Consider the following 15594-nt stretch of genomic DNA (forward strand, 5'->3'; position numbering starts at 1 on the left):
GTTTGCTAGAATCCCACACGTTTCCGTCCGTATCCCAACCAATGACTACGCACAGATCACGCATGAATCCACGCTTGTTCGTCCCATTTATCCTCGTTGCGCTGCTGAGCGGCTGCACGGTACTCGCCCTGCGCCCCAACCGCGGCGTCGAAAACCGCACGTTTACCGTGCAGGAAACCCCGCGCCTGCGCATCGACGCGCCCAAGGCGCGCATCCAGAACCCCATGCCGAATGACCACTTCATCGGCATCGCCCTGTCCGGCGGGGGTAGCCGCGCAGCCAATTTCTCGGCCGCCTCGCTGGAACAGCTGGAACAGTTCGGCCTCGTCAGCGGCGCCTCGGCCATTTCCGGCGTGTCGGGCGGCGCCATCGCGGGCGGCTACTATGCGCTGCATGGCAAGCAGACGGACTGGCCCTTGCTGCGCAGCAAGCTGAAAACGGATTTCTTTGGCCAGACCATCTTGAAACCCGCCAACCTGACGACGATGCTGTTGACGAACAAGACGCGCACCTCGTTCCTGTCCGACGTGCTGGACGATGTGCTGTACGACAAGAAAACCTACCAGGACTTGCCGCACGACGGCCCCATCTTCCTGGCCAACGCAACGGACGCCACCGATGGCGGCAAGCGCGTGGTGTTTTCCTACGAGTATTTTTACAGCACCCTGCATTCGCCGATCCAGGATATCCGCCTGGCCACAGCCGTAGCCACCTCGGCCGCGTTTCCCGGCGTGTTCGATTCCGTCACCTTCGAGCGCTTCCGCCCGAAAAACAGTTTCGTGCCGGAACTCGGCTCCGAATCGCGCGAATCGCCGTCGTACGTGCATTTGTTCGACGGCGGCGCGGCCGACAACCTGGGCGTGGAAACCCTGTGGGACGTGGCCCTGACGCAGCTGTACGGCAACGACATGGCCGTCGTGCCGCCGCGCCTGAACAGCAAGCCCTTCATCCTCATTTCCATCGATGCCAACGCGCCCAATTCCAGCGCCGTGTTTGAAAAGATGTCGGACGAGCGCCAGCCGCTGGACCGCATCTTCAACAAGAATATCTACGATGCCGTCGACGCCCTGTTCTCGCGCCAGCGCAAGGAAAACCTCGTCAAGATGGGCTTTGGCCAAGCCCGCTTCGATACCATCACGCATGAAAACTTTGGCGACCTGAGCCAGAAATTCGTGAAGGGCAAGCGCACCTCGGCCTTTGCCATTCCCGTGCTGTGCCGCCCCCACCTGGGCCAGTACCGCTGCGAAGTCGATGCGGCCGATCCCTTGCCCGGCCAGATCCGCACGCGGCTGGAAGGCTTTGCCTGGCATATTTCCATCGACCAGATCGCCTCATTGGCGCTGCGCCTGGCCAGCGAGGACGTGCACGTCGACGGTGCGCGCAAGGAAGAGCGCGCCGCCCTCGTCAAGCTGCAACGCCTGGCCACGCAAACGAAAACCCATCTGAAGCTGACGGGTCCGGAAAATTGCAGCCCGGAAGTACTGCAATCGGCCCTGTACAGCGCCGCGCGCGTGCTGATCCTCGACGACGAAGAATCGCGCTTTGCCCTGTGCGACTACATGCTGGCGGGCCAGCTGATCAATGACGACACCGTCTGCAAGCAGCGCTATGTGCACGCCGTGCCCCGCTTTGCCATCGAAAGCGAAGATTTGCAGTACCGCAACCTGAGTTCGGACGGCAATTCCGTGAACGTGCCGATCCGCTGCAAGAAGTGAGCGCCCACAAAAAAGCCCGCACGATCGCTCGTGCGGGCTTTAGCGCAAGGATTCCAAGCGCCCGGCTGATCTAGATCAACCGACTACGCCTGCGCATGTAGCTGCGGCTTAACGCACCTTCCAGTTCCTGCTCCGTTTTATGCTGGTTCACCGTGTACAGGGCCCACAGGGCCGCCGGCGCCCAGCCGATCACAGTGCACTGCAAGAACAAGGCGGCGGCACCGGCCAGCGGGCGCCCCAGCATGAAAAACGTGAGACACGGAAGTAGCAAGGCTATCAGCAATCGCATCACGACATACTCTCCTAAATATAGAGCAGCGGACAAGGGCCGGTATCCGGTCCGTCCCCCGCCCGCTGCGTACTGCTCCTTATAGATGCACGGAAATCTGGGGCATTAAGTCGTCAAACGTGCGACCGTTGCCGTTTTCTCCGATGGCGTGCATCTTCCATTCGCCGTTATGGCGGTACAGCTTGGCCATGATCTGCGCCGTGTGGGAACCTTGCACAGACAGGTTGAAACGCGCGACTTCCTGGTTATTGCTGGCATTCAAGATGCGGCAATAAGCGTTTTCCACCTGCGAGAAGTTCTGGCCAGTAAAGCTGTTGACGGTGAAGACCAGGCTTTTCACGTTCGCCGGCACTTTCGACAGATCGACATTGATCTGTTCGTCGTCGCCATCGCCCGCGCCCGTGCGGTTGTCGCCCGTGTGGACGATGCTGCCGTCCTTGCTTTTCAGCTGGCGGAACCAGACAATGTCGGACGTGCTCTTGTTCTCATCGAACATGACGCACGACGCGTCCAGGTCGACGGCTTCCGTCTTCGAACCGAAACCGAGGAAACCCTTGGTCTTGGCCGCATCCCAGCCCAGGCCCATGGTGATACGGGTCAGGGTGGTACCAGCTTCTTTGTCCAGAGAAATCTTCTGGCCTTTGCTCAAATTGACAGACATACGCATTGCTCCTGTTTGGTTGGTTGCATCAACTGCTCTTACGCCGGCTTGCTTTGGGTCCAGGCGAGGAAGGCCGCGCGGTTGCGCGAACACACGAGGATTTTCCCCGTGCCTGAAAACTTCAGTACCATGCCTTCGCCGCTGGTCTGGCTATTGATCAGGTTACCCAGAAAGCCGCCGCTGCTGCCGGTCGTCATGGAAATTTCGTATTGCAGGCGGTTGTCCCAGCATACGACGTGCGAGTTATCGATCACCACGTCCTTGCCAGGCGTCACTTCCAGTATCGACATCGCGCCAAAACCGGACACCGCCAACTGGCCGCTGCCTGCCGTCTCGGTGATGAAAAAACCACCGCTCTGGGCAAACAGCGCATTGCCAAGGCTTTGCGTGCGCACCTTCAATTCCACGCCAGACGTGGCCGCCACGAAAGCGCCGTCGCTGATCATGTATTGTTGGGCGCCAACCTCGAGCACCCGCATCGCGCCAGGCAAGGTGGGCGACAGCAAGCAATCGCCGTCGCCCCGCATGGCCTCGATATGCTGCTGAAAGAACGATTCCCCGTTGGCAAAGGTGCGCATCAGCGCGGCGCCTATGCCGCCGGTCATCTTGCCTTTCAGCTCAAGATTGGTTTCCATCATCACCATCGCGTTGGATTCGCAATAAATCTTCTCGCCCTTCGCAAGCGACACATGCAGGAACGGATCGACGTCCCCGGTAATACTAAAAACTGGCATCTGACTGTTCCTTCCTCAACGATGATGATGGTCGGGCTAAACCGCCCTTACTACAGAATAACGGTGCCGCACAAAACCGTAGCGAGCGGATGTGATTTGTGGCCGAGAAGCGCAACCGTACTTTAGTACGGGGGCGCCGAGCCGGTGAGCATCGCCGGCCGCAAAGCGCACCGCGCAGTAGGTTTGGTGTGGCTACCTTACACGCCGACGCCGAACGATGCTGCGAGTGGACCCAGACCGCCCTTGTAGCCCTGGCCGATGGCCTTGAATTTCCAATCGGCGCCATTGCGGTAGATTTCGCCGAAGACCATGGCAGTTTCCGCCGAACCGTCTTCCGACAGGTCGAAGCGGGCGATTTCCGTGTTGCCATTGGCATTCACGCAGCGTACATACGCCTTCGATACCATACCAAAGTTTTGCTTGCGCGCTTCGGCATCGTGAATCGTGACGCAGACGGCGATCTTGTCGATCTCGGCTGGCACGGTGGCCAGGTCGACGATGACGGTTTCATCATCGCCATCGCCGGCGCCGGTGGTGTTGTCGCCCGAGTGGGTGACGGAACCGTCGCTCGATTTCAGGTTGTTGTAGAAAATCATGTCGACGTCGGCGCGAACCTTGCCGTCGGCCTTCAACAGGAACACGGAACCGTCGATGTCGAACGCGGCGCCATCGGTGGCGCGGGCATCCCAGCCCAGGCCGATGATCATCTTCGAAATGCCAGGGGCTTCCTTGCTCAGGTTGACGTTGCCGCCTTTTTGCAGACTGATTGCCATGATGTATTTCTCCTATGTGGGTTGTATATGACCAAACACCTGGCGTCCTCCACCGGCCTGACTCCCCAGGCCGGCGGCGACGCTTGCTACAACTTGCCGACAAACCGGTGTAGTCGTTTGCCGCGCATTCTTTACACTGCTGCTGTCTTGGCCGGTTCCAGCACTTCCGCCTGGCCTTCTTCAAGCGCCATCCTGCGCTTGTAGCGGATCGACGACCACAGCGAGGCGAGAATGAAGGCCACCCCGATCAGACCCGTGAAGATCTCGGGAATGTGGAACTTCATGCTGACCAACATGATCACGGCCAGGATACCGATCGCATAGTGCGCGCCGTGCTCCAGATAAACGAACTCGTCGAGCGTGCCCTTGCGGACCAGGAACACCGTCATCGAGCGCACGAACATCGCGCCAATCGCCAGGCCCAGCATGATGATCACGACATCCTTGGTGATGGCAAACGCGCCGATCACGCCGTCAAAGCTGAACGAAGCGTCGAGCACTTCCAGGTACAGGAAGCCGCCAATACCGCCGCGCTTGACGATGTCGCCCACGTTGCCGTCGCCGTTATCGCCTTCCAGCAAGCCGCTGACCACATCGACGCCCACGTAGGTCAAGATACCCCACAGGCCGGCCGTCAGCACCACCAGTTTCTGGCCTTCTTCGATCATCGACAGGCTGGCCATCAGGGTGCCCAGCGCGATCATCACGGAAATCGAGGAGATCTTGCCCAGCGCGCCCAGTTTTTCTTCAATACGGCCCAGCCAGTGCGTTTCTTTTTCCGAGTCCAGCAGGAAGTTCAGGAACACCAGCAGCAGGAAGATGCCGCCGAAGGCCGCCACTTCCGCATGGTGATTCGTCAAGTGCATCGAGTACTGTTCAGGATTGCTCAGTGCCAGATTCCATACTTCCATCAAACCCAGGTCCGCCGCTTGCGCCACGATGACCAGCGGGAATACCAGACGCATGCCGAAGACGGCGATGATGATACCGACGCCCAGGAACAGGCCCTGCCAGAACTTGTCCCAATTCTTCAGCACCGAAGCATTGACCACCGCGTTGTCGAACGACAGCGAGACTTCCATCACGCCCAGGATCACCGCGATACCGAGCGCCGCCAGCATCGTCTGCACGCCACCGTGCGTGTAACCCCACCAGGCGGAAATGCCCAGACAGATAAATGTCACTAGAAATGACACTCTGAAATGTTTCATCGATAGTTCCCCTTTATCCAAATTCAATGGAACGTAGTATAAGGACGTGTGACACATTTAAAAATAGAAGATAATGGAAGCATTACTTCGTAAAAACAGAAGATAGGTGCATGCGATGAAAACGACCGGTTTCAATTACCGCCATTTGTACTTCTTTTGGGTGGTCGCCAAGGAAGGCGGCGTGACGCGCGCGGCCGAGCGGCTGGGACTGGCCGTGCAAACCATCAGCACGCAGCTGGCCTTGCTGGAAAAGGAACTGGGCAAATCCCTGCTGCAGCCGCAGGGACGGCGCCTGGTGCCGACGGAAGCGGGCCGCCTGGCTCTCGGCTACGCGGACCAGATTTTCCTGCTGGGCGAACAGATGCAGGAAGCGCTGGCCGACACCGACGCGGAAAAGATGCGCCTGACGGTAGGCATTTCCGACTCGCTGCCGAAACTGATGGCGTATCGCATGCTCGACGCCACGCGCAGCCTGGACAAGCCCGTCAAGCTCGTGTGCCTTGAAGATGAATTCGAATCCCTGCTGGCCGACCTGGCCCTGCACAAGCTGGACCTGGTCTTGACAGACCGTGCCGTGCCGGCCGGCGCCAGCCTGCGCGTCTCGAGCCATTTGTGGGGCGAGAGCGCCATGAAGCTGTTCGCCATCCCCGCGCTGGCCGAGCGCTACCGCGAGGATTTCCCGCACCGCCTGAGTGGCGCCCCCTTCCTGCTGCCGGCGCGCAATAACGCCCTGCGCGGGCGCATCGACGAGTGGATGGTGCAGCAAGGCGTGCGCCCCGATGTGGTCGGCGAATTCGAGGATAACGCCATGCTCAACGCGTTCGGCCGCAAGGGCCTGGGCCTGTTCTTCGCGTCCGCCAGCCTGGCGGCCGACATCGAGGAGCAATTTGGCGCCGTGCTGGTCGGCGACGCCTCGTCCCTGCGCGAGCAGTTTTACGTCATCTCGAACGAGCGCAAGATCATGCACCCGGCACTCGATGTCATTTTGGCAGCTGTGCCGAGCCGGCACTGATCAGTCGCCCAGGTCGGCAGCGATGGCCGCCAGCCAGGCCGCCTGGTCCGGCTCGCAACTGTCCACATTCGCCAGCTGGATCACGGACAGGCCCGCCTCGGGCACGCGCAGCAGCAAGGCCCGGAAACCCCACAGTCCACCGTCATGGAACACCACCGTGCGTCCGCCATGCCCGATTTGCTCCAGCCCGTAGCGGTAGGACCAGCTCAGGCCATCGGGGCCCGGCGTTTCCGCCAGCTGCGCGCGCACCAGGCTGGACGGATCGCGGTACTGGCGCTGCCAGTCGCGCTCCCACAGGGCCAGGTCGTGCAGCGAGGCATACACGCCGCCGTCACCGACCGTATTCGCATTGCCCAGGTGCTGGCGATAGCCGCCCGCCTGCGCGGGATCAACGCTATAGCTGCGCACGCGCTGGGGCATGACAGCTTGCCGGTCGACATCAAAGGCCGTGGCGTGCATGCCCAGCGGCGCGAACAGGCGTTCGCGCGCCTGCGCCGCCAGCGGCTGGCCGGCGAGCGCTTCCACCAGCTTGGCCAGCAAGATGTAATTGCAATTGCTGTAGGCATACGCGCTACCGGGCGGAAATGTCAGATCCTCCATCCGCGCGATCAGGCGCAGCAGCAGCGCATTGTCAAAATAATCGCTGTCGTGGCGGCCCAGCTGGCACGCCAGGTAGTCGAAGTAATCGGGAATGCCGCTGGTGTGATTCAACAATTGACGCACCGTGACGACGGCGCCGAACTGGCGCACTTCGGGCAGATGGGGCGCCACGTCGTCGTCGAGGCCGATGGCGCCCTGGCGCACCAGGTCGAGCACGCAGGCGGCCGTGAATTGCTTCGATTCCGACGCCAGGTAGTAGCGCGACTGCGCCGTCAGGGGCACGCCCAGTTCCAGGCACGCCAGGCCATGATGCAGTTCCAATAAGGTCTCGCCATCGCGCTGGATCAGCGCGCTGAAACCGGGACCGTGCGCCGGCAGGCTGGCTTGCAAGGCAAGAAAGTGGCTGAGAAGATTTTTCATGGCGCGATCTTAGCATGCAGGCAAGATTACTTTTGTGCCATATTCATTAGCTAATCCGATAAATCCATTCGAAAATAACGTTTGAATAATCAATCAAAAGCGATTGTAATAAAGCCTGAGACAAACACGCGCCCGTCCCTCGCCGGCAGGGCGCGATCACCATAAAAACAGGAGCGACACTATGTCCACGGCAGGCACGACGATCGATATTCCCGATCTCATCAATAACAACAAGATCGGCTCCTTCCAGATCGGCATGCTGATCCTGTGCGGGCTATGCGTCATCATGGATGGCTTCGACGTGCAGGCGATGGGCTATGTGGCGCCTGCCATCATTGCCGACTGGCATGTGAGCAAGGCTAACCTGGGCCCCGTGTTCGGCGCGGGTCTCCTGGGCATGCTGGTGGGCTCGCTCGTCTTCAGCATCACGGCCGACAAGTTCGGCCGCCGCCCCGTGCTGATCGGCTCGACCATCTTCTTTTCGCTGTGCATGCTGGTCACGCCGCTGGCCACCACCATCGAGCAATTGCAGCTGATCCGTTTCATCACGGGCCTGGGCCTGGGCGCCGTGATGCCGAACGCCATGGCGCTGGCCGGCGAATACAGCCCCCTGCGCAAGAAAGTCACCCTGATGATGCTGGTCTCGTGCGGCTTTACACTGGGCGCCGTGCTGGGCGGTTTATTGTCCGCCGCGCTGATTCCCGCATTCGGCTGGCAATCCGTGTTTTACGTGGGCGGCGTGGTGCCGCTCGCCATCGGCGTGCTGATGTTCTTCCTGCTGCCGGAATCGATGCAATTCCTGGTGCTCAAGAAACGCAAGCTCGATAAAGTCGCCAAGTGGCTGAAACGCATCGACCCGACGGTCACCATCACGGCCGACACGCAATACCTCGTGCACGAGAAAGAGCACAAGGGCGCGCCCGTGCTGCAATTGTTTACGGGCGGCCGCGCAAAGATGACGATCCTGCTGTGGGTCATCAATTTCATGAACTTGCTCAACTTGTATTTCCTGTCCAACTGGTTGCCGACGATTGCCAAGGAAGCGGGCTTGTCCACGGCCAACGCCGTGCTGGCCGGCACGGCCCTGCAAGTGGGCGGCACCATCGGCACCCTGGTCATGGGCCAGCTGATCGACCGCTCCAGCTTCCGCCGCATCCTGCTGCCATGCTTCCTCGTCGCCGCCGTGGCGATTGCCCTGATCGGCCGTCCGGACGTCTCGCTCGCTTTCCTGTTCATCACGATCTTCATCGCCGGTTTTTGCGTGGTGGGCGGCCAGCCGGCCGTCAACGCCCTCGCGGCCAGCTACTATCCGACCACCCTGCGCTCGACGGGCATCGGCTGGAGCCTGGGCATCGGGCGCATCGGCTCCATCATCGGTCCCGTGCTCGGTGGCGAGCTGATCCGCCTGAACTGGCCCAACAGCACGATTTTCCTCGTCGTCGCCATTCCCGCCATCGTCTCGGCCATCATGGTGTTTGCCATGCGCGGCGGGCCGCAAGCGGCGGCCAAAGGCTGAACAAGCGTGAAAAACCTGCCGCGCCCGCCAGCCTGCACAGGCGGCGAGCGCGGCTAAATTAGGCTATGGCGCCCTTCGTCGTTTAAGATGTCGTTTTTACAGCCCATCTTCAGCGCCCCCATGCACAATGTCTTGCTAGTCCTGCTCGCCCTCTTCCTGGTCGCGCTGAACGGTTTTTTTGTTGCCGCCGAATTTGGCATCGTCACCTTGCGGCGCACACGCATCCGCGCCATCGCCAAGACACAGGGATTGCGGGGCCGCATCCTGGCCAAGGTGCATGGCCAGCTGGATGCCTACCTGTCCGCCTGCCAGCTGGGCATCACTCTCGCTTCGCTGGGCCTGGGCTGGGTCGGCGAACCGGCGTTTGCCGGCTTGCTCGAACCGCTGTTCGGCGCCATCGGCGTCACCTCGCAAGAGCTGATCCACGGCGTCTCGTTTGTCGTTGCCTTCAGCGTGATTTCCTTCCTGCATATCGTCGTGGGCGAACTGGCGCCCAAATCGATGGCCATCCGCAACCCGGAAGCCGTCGGCCTGTGGAGCGCGATTCCCCTGTACGGTTTTTACTGGGCCATGTATCCGGCCATCTACCTGCTCAACGCCAGCGCCAACTGGGTGCTGCGCATGGCGGGCCTGTCCGGCAAGGGCGGCCACGACGCCCATTATTCATCCGAAGAGCTGAAACTGATCCTGCGCACCAGCCAGCCGGGCGAGAAATTCACGCGCGACGAGCGCAACATCCTGGCGCAATCGCTTGATTTCGAACAGATGACGGTGTCGGACCTGATGCGCCCGATCAATGAAGTGATCGCCCTGCACGCTTCAAACACCCTGGAAGAAAACCTCGACACGGTGCTGCGCAACCGCTTCAGCCGCTACCCGTATTTCGACATGAATGAAGACGACGTGCTGGGCGTGGTGCACTTGAAAGACCTGTTCTTTGCCCAGCAGGCAGGCAAGCCGATCACCTCGCTCACGCCGTTTCTGCGTCCCGTCGACATCATTTCCGCGCGCACGCCGGCGCTGGAACTGTTCCGCCGCTTCCGCGACGGCGCACCCCACTTCGCCCTGATCGGCGAAAAGGGCAAGCGCCCGCTGGGGTTCATCACCCTGGACAACTTGCTCGGCGCCATGGTCGGCGAAATCCGCGATGAATTCCGCCGCAATGAAAACGACTGGCTCAAGCAAAGCGACGGTACCCTGATCGGCAAGGCCAGCCTGCCCATCTTCTCGCTCGAACGCATCCTCGGCATCGATATCGAAAACGAGGAACTGGGGCTGGACGACGTGGAATCGGTGGGCGGCTTGATCATGGTCAAGCTGGGCGACATTCCGAAGCAGGGCCAGCGCATCACCTTTGTCGACTTCGACATCGTCGTCAAGAAGATGAACGGGCCCCGCATCGTGCTGATCAAGGTGATCCCGAAGCAGGAACGGGACCTCGACGCAGACTTGCGCGACTGATTACTTCTTGCTCGTCAGGGTATCTTTTCCCTGCGGCACGGTGGTCTCGCCCACCGTCCACGTTTGCAGCAAGCTGTACAGTACCGCCAGCAGGGTCGGCCCGATGAAAATGCCGACGAAGCCGAAGGCCAGCACGCCGCCCAGCACGCCGAGCAGCACCAGCAGGAACGGCAGGCTGCTGCCGCGGCTGATCAGCATGGGCTTGACCACATTGTCCACGCCGCTGATCAGCAAACCGCCCCACACCAGCATGAAGATGCCCCAGCCCGTCTGGCCGTCATTGAACAGCCAGATGGCGGCGCCGCCCCAGATCAAGGGCGGGCCCACGGGAATCAGCGAAAAGATGAAGGTGGCCACGCCCAGCAGCGCCACGGCCGGCACGCCGGCGATCAGGAAACCCACCACGGCCACCAGGGCTTGCGCCAGCGCCGTGCCCAGCAAGCCGTACATGACGCCGCGCACGGTGCGGCTGATGGTCAGGCCCACGCCCGGCGCGCTGTCGCCGATGATGCGGCCGGCGCCCGTCATCAGGGCACGACTCAGCTGCTGGCCGTCGCGGTAAAGGAAGAAGCTGACGAACACGGCCAGGCTGGTCTGCGCCAGGCCCGTGCCCAGCAGGATGCCGCCGGAAGCGAGGAAATGGCGCGCCGGTTCCAGCATCGTCTTGCCCAAATTCAATAATTCCTCGCGGTCGGCGAGCAGGCGCTCCACGTAGCCAGCGATGGTTTCGCCCACCACGGGAATGCTGGCCAGCCAGGCCGGCGGATGCAGGCCGCCCGATTCCAGCGCCGTGCGCAACTGTTCATAGATGCGCGACACATTGTCGGCCAGGTTGTAGGTGACGAGGGCCAGCGGCAGCACGATGACCAGGATCAAGGACAGGGTCATGATGGCGGCCGCCCAATTGCGCCGGCCTTTCAGGCGTTCGAGCAGCAGCAGATACAGGGGCCAGCTGGAAATGCCCACGCAGGCGGCAAACAGCATGGCGGCGAGGAAGGGCCGCAAGACGAAAAAGCAGCCGATCAACAGGAAGATGATGGCTGCCAGGCGGGCGTGCGGCTCGAAATGTTTATCCATGTACTGCGTATCCTGAAGATGGCGCCCGGGGGCGCGATCAGGTCAGGATAGCAGAAGTTTAAGATCGTGCGCGATGGCGGCAGGCTTTTCGCCGTGGCGCACGAACAGGCGGATCTTGCCTTCGCGGTCGAAGACATAGGTGCCGGCCGTGTGGTCGACCGTGTAGCTCTCGTCCGTCTCGCCCTCGACCTTGGCGTAATACACCTTGAATTCCTTGGCTACCTTGGCCGTCGCGGCCGCATCGCCATACAGTCCCACGAAGCGCTTGTCGAAGGCCGGCACGTATTCGGCCAGCAAGGCTTGCGTGTCGCGCTCGGGGTCGACGGTGACGAACAGCACTTGCACCTGGTCCGCCTGCGGGCCCATTTCCTGCATCACCTGCGCCATGTCGGCCATGGTGGTGGGGCAGACGTCGGGGCATTGCGTGTAGCCGAAAAACATCAGCACCAGCTTGCCCTTGTAGTCGGCCAGGGTGCGCGGATGGCCCGTGTGGTCCGTCAGCGCGAACTCGCGCGCGTAGCCGAGGCCCGTCACGTCCGTGTTCTTGAAGGCCAGCTTCGGCGCGGCAGGCTTGCCGCAGCCGGCCAGGACGGCGACCAGCGCGGCCGCCAGCAACAGAGTCAGGTATTTTTTCATGTGCCGAGAGGAATGTAGTGGTCAACCAGCAAAGCCGCGAACAGCAAGGCCAGGTAGATGATGGAAAACGTAAAGGCCTTGCGCGCGATCAAGTCCGTGTAGTGGCGGTACATCTTCCACGCGTAATACAGGAAGCCGGCGTTCAGCACCACGGCCGAAGCCAGGTAGATCAGGCCGCTCATGCGCACGGCATACGGCAGCAAGGTGGTGGCGGCCAGCGCGATCGAGTATAGCCAGACGTGGAATTGCGTAAACTTCAAGCCGTGCGTGACGGGCAGCATGGGCAAGCCCGAGCGCGCGTAATCGTCGCGGCGGTACATGGCCAGGGCCCAGAAATGCGGCGGCGTCCAGACAAAGATGATCAGGACCAGCAGCCACGCCTGCATCGGCACGTCGTTGGCGACGGCGGCCCAGCCCAGCGCGGGCGGCATGGCGCCGGACAGGCCGCCGATGACGATGTTTTGCGGCGTTGCGGGTTTGAGCACCATGGTGTAGATCAGGGCATAGCCGACAAAGGTGACAAAGGTCAGCCACATGGTCAGCGGATTGACGAGGTGATACAAAATCGCCATGCCCAGGCCGCCGATCACCAGCGCGAATACCACCGTCTGTTTCACGGTGATGTCGCCCATGGCCATCGGGCGGCGCGCCGTGCGGGCCATGCGCGCGTCGATTTCGCGCTCGGCCAGGCAATTGACGGCAAACGCGGCGCCGGCCAGCAGCCAGATGCCGATGGTGCCGAACACCACTGCATGCCAGTCAGGCAACTCCTCGCTGGCCAGGAACATGCCGATGACGGCGCAAAATACAGCCAGTTGCGTCACGCGGGGCTTGGTCAGCGCCCAATACTGGGCGATGCGGGGGGATGGTTTACGGCTGATGGTCTGAGTAGTCATTTATGCGATACGGGAAGGACTGGCTGGTGCCGAGGGCACTGGCGCGGCGGCGGAAGCAGATTTCCGCGCTACATCGAGTTGGAATTTAGCCTTGTAGTTTAACATGGTCAGCAATAAGACGAGCAGCGCCGCGCCGCCGTTATGCATGACGGCAATCGACAATGGCCAGCTCAGGTAGATGGTCGCCAGGCCCGTGGCCGCCTGCAGTGCCAGCACCAGCGCCACCCAGCGGGCCGTGCCGCGCAAGGACGGCAGTTTCCACGCGCGAAACACCGTGTAGCCGATGCCAGCGAGCACGATAAAGGCGAAATTGCGGTGCACCCAGTGGATGGCCGTCAGCGCGGAAAACGGCAAATAATGGCCGGCGGCCGTCTTGCCCAGTTCGCGCCACAGATGAAAACCATGCTCGAAATCCATCTCCGGAATCACCTTGCCGCCGCACAGGGGGAAATCCGTGCAGGCCAGCGTGGCGTAGTTGGTGCTCACCCAGCCGCCCAGCGCGATCTGCACGGTCAGCAGCACGAGCGAAAAAATCGCCAGCGCGCGCACGGGGCGCAGCACGGACTCGTCCGCATCGGCGCGCTTGATTGGTGCCACGGCATGGTCCTGGCGTCCGCCCAGCCACGTCAGCATGGCCAGCAAGCCCATGCCCAGCAGCAAGTGGATGGTGACGATCACCGGTTGCAGCTTCAGGGTGACGGTCCAGGCGCCGAACGCGCCCTGCAGGCAGACGAACAAAAACAGCGCCGTCGGCAGCGCGGGAGCGAATTCCTCGCGTTTGCTTTTCTTCCACTGGCGCCACGCCTGCACCATCATCGCCACGATCAAGACGCCGATGGCCATGGCCAGGTAGCGGTGCGTCATTTCGATCCATGCCTTGACCACCGTGACGGGCCCCGTCGGCATCAGGGTTTCCGCCGCGACGATGTGCTCGTGCGCGAGGAAAGGATTGGCCGAGCCATAGCAGCCTGGCCAGTCCGGGCAGCCCAGGCCGGAATCGGACAGGCGCGTAAAGCCGCCAAACATGATCAGGTCGACCGTCAGGAAGACGGCGATCCACACGAGCTTGCGGTATTTATTGGCGTCCGCGGACACCCAGACCATGGTCAGCGGCAGCAGCGCCACCAGCAGACCCGTCAAGCCCAGCTGGGCCAGCGCGGAGAGATGCATCGTCGGCATGCAGACTCCTCAACCGATCGCCGAAGCTTTGAGCAGCTTGGCGATGTCTTTCTTGATCTTGTTCGGGTCCGCGTCTTTCGGGAAGCGCATCATCAGATTGCCCAGCGGATCGATCAAATAAAAATGGTCGCTGGTCTTGCCGCCCGGCTCCACGGGCAACCACGCTTTCAAGGCGTCGCTATTAACGCGCAGCATGCTGGTGCCGTCGAATTCGCGCATCACCAGGGTGTCGAGCGGCTGGGCATCCGTCACCAGCCAGACCCGTTCCAGGCGTTCGCGTTCCTTGCCCTGCATGAGGCGCAGTTGTTGCATGTCAAACAATTGCTTCTTGCATGTTTCCTGGCAATCGGATGGCCCCGTTTGCAGCAGCACCCACTTGCCCTTGAATTGCGCCAGCGGTGCCGCCTTGCCGTCCAGTTCCGTCACCTGCAATTGCGTTTCCGGTATCGGGTGCAAGCGCGGGTCGATCAGGGCGCCGTAATTGTTGCGGCCCGTGGGCTTGATGATGTAATACGTGAAATACGAGGCGATGATGGGAAACGCGCACACGGCAACGACGGCCAGCAATTTCCACCGTCCCGTATTTTGTGCCTGTTTATTGGTGCTGTCTTGCGTTGTGTCAGGGCTGTTTGTTTGCACGTCGAAATCCTGTAAAGACAAAAAATAGAAAGGCCATCAGTGCCAGTGCATACCACTGGAATGCATAGCCGCGGTGCTTGTCGGCGCCCAGGTCGGGCGCCGGCCAGTCGCGCACGGGAAGCTGGCCGGATGCTGGCGCCGTCGCTGAAGGATCCACTGAATCAGCCGTTTGTTCGAGAATAAATGGCTGCAAGGCCAGGCCGCTCGCCTGGGCCAGCTGGGCGATATCGGCATTTTGCACGATGGCGTGCGGCGCCAGGGCCGGTGCCGTGCCCAGTTCCATCACATGGCCCGCATTCAGCCGCGCGATGCCGGAAATCGTCACCGTGCCGGCCGGCGTGGCGTAATCAGGAATGCGCGTGCGCTCGGCATTGTTGCGCGGCAACCAGCCCTGCGCCACCAGCACGTGCATGGCAGAACCGTCGATCTGGAATGGAGTGAGCACGTGGAAGCCCGCTTGCCCTTTGTAGGGGCGGTTGTCCAGGTACACGGTCCAGGCGGGCACGAAATGGCCGGTGACGGTGATCCGGCGATATTCGATCGCTTGCGCATCGGCCGGCAGCAGGGGCGCGGCCGTCAATGCCAGCGGTGCGGCCAGGTTGCCCGCCTCGAGCCGGGCGGCGCGGGCGACTTTCTCGTCGCCACGGCGCTGCTGCCATTGCGCCAAAGAACACCCCAGGGCCACCAGTAGCAGCATTACAACAAATGGAATCCATCTAAAATGGAAGCGGATACGCATTACAATGAAACCTCCTCAAGCCAGGCGCTACCATCC

General features: G+C 61.5%; 16 protein-coding genes. 4 read left to right on the plus strand and 12 right to left on the minus strand.

All coding sequences use genetic code 11. The features are described 5' to 3' along the window. Positions 1–62 precede the first annotated feature (62 nt). Positions 63–1715 (plus strand): patatin-like phospholipase family protein, encoded by a 1653-nt coding sequence (locus CSQ91_RS25810; RefSeq protein WP_070258818.1) that lies wholly within the window; start codon positions 63–65, stop codon positions 1713–1715. 70 nt (positions 1716–1785) lie between these two features. Here the strand turns inward: CSQ91_RS25810 and CSQ91_RS25815 are convergent, their stop codons facing one another. The 5 genes from CSQ91_RS25815 to CSQ91_RS25835 all read right to left on the minus strand — a co-directional run bounded on the left by CSQ91_RS25815 (position 1786) and on the right by CSQ91_RS25835 (position 5383). Then, positions 1786–2004: a YqaE/Pmp3 family membrane protein gene (locus CSQ91_RS25815; protein WP_099390011.1), complete on the minus strand. Its 219-nt coding sequence runs from the start codon at positions 2002–2004 to the stop codon at positions 1786–1788. Positions 2005–2083: 79 nt separating this feature from the next. Then, positions 2084–2665, minus strand: a complete 582-nt coding sequence (locus CSQ91_RS25820) for a TerD family protein (RefSeq protein WP_034784902.1) — start codon at positions 2663–2665, stop codon at positions 2084–2086. Between the two features lie 38 nt (positions 2666–2703). Continuing rightward, positions 2704–3399: a TIGR00266 family protein gene (locus CSQ91_RS25825; protein WP_070258816.1), complete on the minus strand. Its 696-nt coding sequence runs from the start codon at positions 3397–3399 to the stop codon at positions 2704–2706. 197 nt (positions 3400–3596) lie between these two features. Continuing rightward, positions 3597–4172: a TerD family protein gene (locus CSQ91_RS25830; RefSeq protein ID WP_034784897.1), complete on the minus strand. Its 576-nt coding sequence runs from the start codon at positions 4170–4172 to the stop codon at positions 3597–3599. Between the two features lie 131 nt (positions 4173–4303). Continuing rightward, a complete protein-coding gene (locus tag CSQ91_RS25835; RefSeq protein ID WP_099390012.1) occupies positions 4304–5383 on the minus strand; it encodes a DUF475 domain-containing protein in 1080 nt (359 codons plus the stop codon). A gap of 115 nt (positions 5384–5498) precedes the next feature. Between CSQ91_RS25835 and nhaR the strand changes: the two genes are divergently transcribed. Then, the gene (nhaR, locus tag CSQ91_RS25840; RefSeq protein WP_070258811.1) at positions 5499–6395 is read left to right on the plus strand and encodes a transcriptional activator NhaR; all 897 of its coding nucleotides are present in this window, start codon (positions 5499–5501) and stop codon (positions 6393–6395) included. Here the strand turns inward: nhaR and CSQ91_RS25845 are convergent, their stop codons facing one another. Beyond that, on the minus strand, positions 6396–7415 hold the full coding sequence (locus tag CSQ91_RS25845) for a serine hydrolase domain-containing protein (protein ID WP_099390013.1): 1020 nt from the start codon (positions 7413–7415) through the stop codon (positions 6396–6398). Positions 7416–7596: 181 nt separating this feature from the next. On the opposite strand from CSQ91_RS25845, the gene CSQ91_RS25850 reads away from it, so the two are divergent. After that, positions 7597–8931, plus strand: coding sequence for an MFS transporter (locus CSQ91_RS25850; protein WP_099390014.1), 1335 nt, complete (start codon positions 7597–7599; stop codon positions 8929–8931). A 120-nt stretch (positions 8932–9051) separates the two neighbouring features. Beyond that, positions 9052–10392, plus strand: coding sequence for a hemolysin family protein (locus tag CSQ91_RS25855; protein ID WP_034785374.1), 1341 nt, complete (start codon positions 9052–9054; stop codon positions 10390–10392). Here the strand turns inward: CSQ91_RS25855 and CSQ91_RS25860 are convergent, their stop codons facing one another. Genes CSQ91_RS25860 through CSQ91_RS25885 form a run of 6 tightly spaced genes read right to left on the minus strand, consistent with a single transcriptional unit; the run spans position 10393 to position 15558 of the window. Continuing rightward, positions 10393–11469: an AI-2E family transporter gene (locus CSQ91_RS25860; RefSeq protein WP_099390015.1), complete on the minus strand. Its 1077-nt coding sequence runs from the start codon at positions 11467–11469 to the stop codon at positions 10393–10395. It abuts the gene before it with no gap. A 42-nt stretch (positions 11470–11511) separates the two neighbouring features. Next, entirely contained in the window at positions 11512–12105 is a 594-nt protein-coding gene (locus CSQ91_RS25865; RefSeq protein ID WP_034784885.1) for an SCO family protein, read from the minus strand. Then, entirely contained in the window at positions 12102–13001 is a 900-nt protein-coding gene (cyoE, locus tag CSQ91_RS25870; protein ID WP_070258805.1) for a heme o synthase, read from the minus strand. Before cyoE ends, CSQ91_RS25865 begins: the two co-directional genes overlap by 4 nt. After that, complete coding sequence (locus tag CSQ91_RS25875; RefSeq protein ID WP_099390086.1) at positions 13002–14171, minus strand: COX15/CtaA family protein; 1170 nt, start codon at positions 14169–14171, stop codon at positions 13002–13004. An 18-nt stretch (positions 14172–14189) separates the two neighbouring features. Then, entirely contained in the window at positions 14190–14819 is a 630-nt protein-coding gene (locus tag CSQ91_RS25880) for an SCO family protein (RefSeq protein WP_099390016.1), read from the minus strand. Next, positions 14800–15558: an SURF1 family protein gene (locus CSQ91_RS25885; protein ID WP_034784879.1), complete on the minus strand. Its 759-nt coding sequence runs from the start codon at positions 15556–15558 to the stop codon at positions 14800–14802. Before CSQ91_RS25885 ends, CSQ91_RS25880 begins: the two co-directional genes overlap by 20 nt. Between the last annotated feature and the right edge of the window lie 36 nt (positions 15559–15594).

Origin of the sequence: Janthinobacterium sp. BJB301, from assembly GCF_002735685.1 — a bacterium.
In the GTDB taxonomy this organism is placed as follows: Bacteria; Pseudomonadota; Gammaproteobacteria; order Burkholderiales; family Burkholderiaceae_D; genus Janthinobacterium; species Janthinobacterium lividum.

What these genes read in the sequence shown, in the direction of transcription:
- CSQ91_RS25810 (WP_070258818.1), top strand. Translation starts at nt 63, where the DNA reads ATGAATCCACGCTTGTTCGTCCCATTTATCCTCGTTGCGCTGCTGAGC.
- CSQ91_RS25815 (WP_099390011.1), bottom strand. Translation starts at nt 2,004, where the DNA reads ATGCGATTGCTGATAGCCTTGCTACTTCCGTGTCTCACGTTTTTCATG.
- CSQ91_RS25820 (WP_034784902.1), bottom strand. Translation starts at nt 2,665, where the DNA reads ATGTCTGTCAATTTGAGCAAAGGCCAGAAGATTTCTCTGGACAAAGAA.
- CSQ91_RS25825 (WP_070258816.1), bottom strand. Translation starts at nt 3,399, where the DNA reads ATGCCAGTTTTTAGTATTACCGGGGACGTCGATCCGTTCCTGCATGTG.
- CSQ91_RS25830 (WP_034784897.1), bottom strand. Translation starts at nt 4,172, where the DNA reads ATGGCAATCAGTCTGCAAAAAGGCGGCAACGTCAACCTGAGCAAGGAA.
- CSQ91_RS25835 (WP_099390012.1), bottom strand. Translation starts at nt 5,383, where the DNA reads ATGAAACATTTCAGAGTGTCATTTCTAGTGACATTTATCTGTCTGGGC.
- nhaR (WP_070258811.1), top strand. Translation starts at nt 5,499, where the DNA reads ATGAAAACGACCGGTTTCAATTACCGCCATTTGTACTTCTTTTGGGTG.
- CSQ91_RS25845 (WP_099390013.1), bottom strand. Translation starts at nt 7,415, where the DNA reads ATGAAAAATCTTCTCAGCCACTTTCTTGCCTTGCAAGCCAGCCTGCCG.
- CSQ91_RS25850 (WP_099390014.1), top strand. Translation starts at nt 7,597, where the DNA reads ATGTCCACGGCAGGCACGACGATCGATATTCCCGATCTCATCAATAAC.
- CSQ91_RS25855 (WP_034785374.1), top strand. Translation starts at nt 9,052, where the DNA reads ATGCACAATGTCTTGCTAGTCCTGCTCGCCCTCTTCCTGGTCGCGCTG.
- CSQ91_RS25860 (WP_099390015.1), bottom strand. Translation starts at nt 11,469, where the DNA reads ATGGATAAACATTTCGAGCCGCACGCCCGCCTGGCAGCCATCATCTTC.
- CSQ91_RS25865 (WP_034784885.1), bottom strand. Translation starts at nt 12,105, where the DNA reads ATGAAAAAATACCTGACTCTGTTGCTGGCGGCCGCGCTGGTCGCCGTC.
- cyoE (WP_070258805.1), bottom strand. Translation starts at nt 13,001, where the DNA reads ATGACTACTCAGACCATCAGCCGTAAACCATCCCCCCGCATCGCCCAG.
- CSQ91_RS25875 (WP_099390086.1), bottom strand. Translation starts at nt 14,171, where the DNA reads ATGCATCTCTCCGCGCTGGCCCAGCTGGGCTTGACGGGTCTGCTGGTG.
- CSQ91_RS25885 (WP_034784879.1), bottom strand. Translation starts at nt 15,558, where the DNA reads ATGCGTATCCGCTTCCATTTTAGATGGATTCCATTTGTTGTAATGCTG.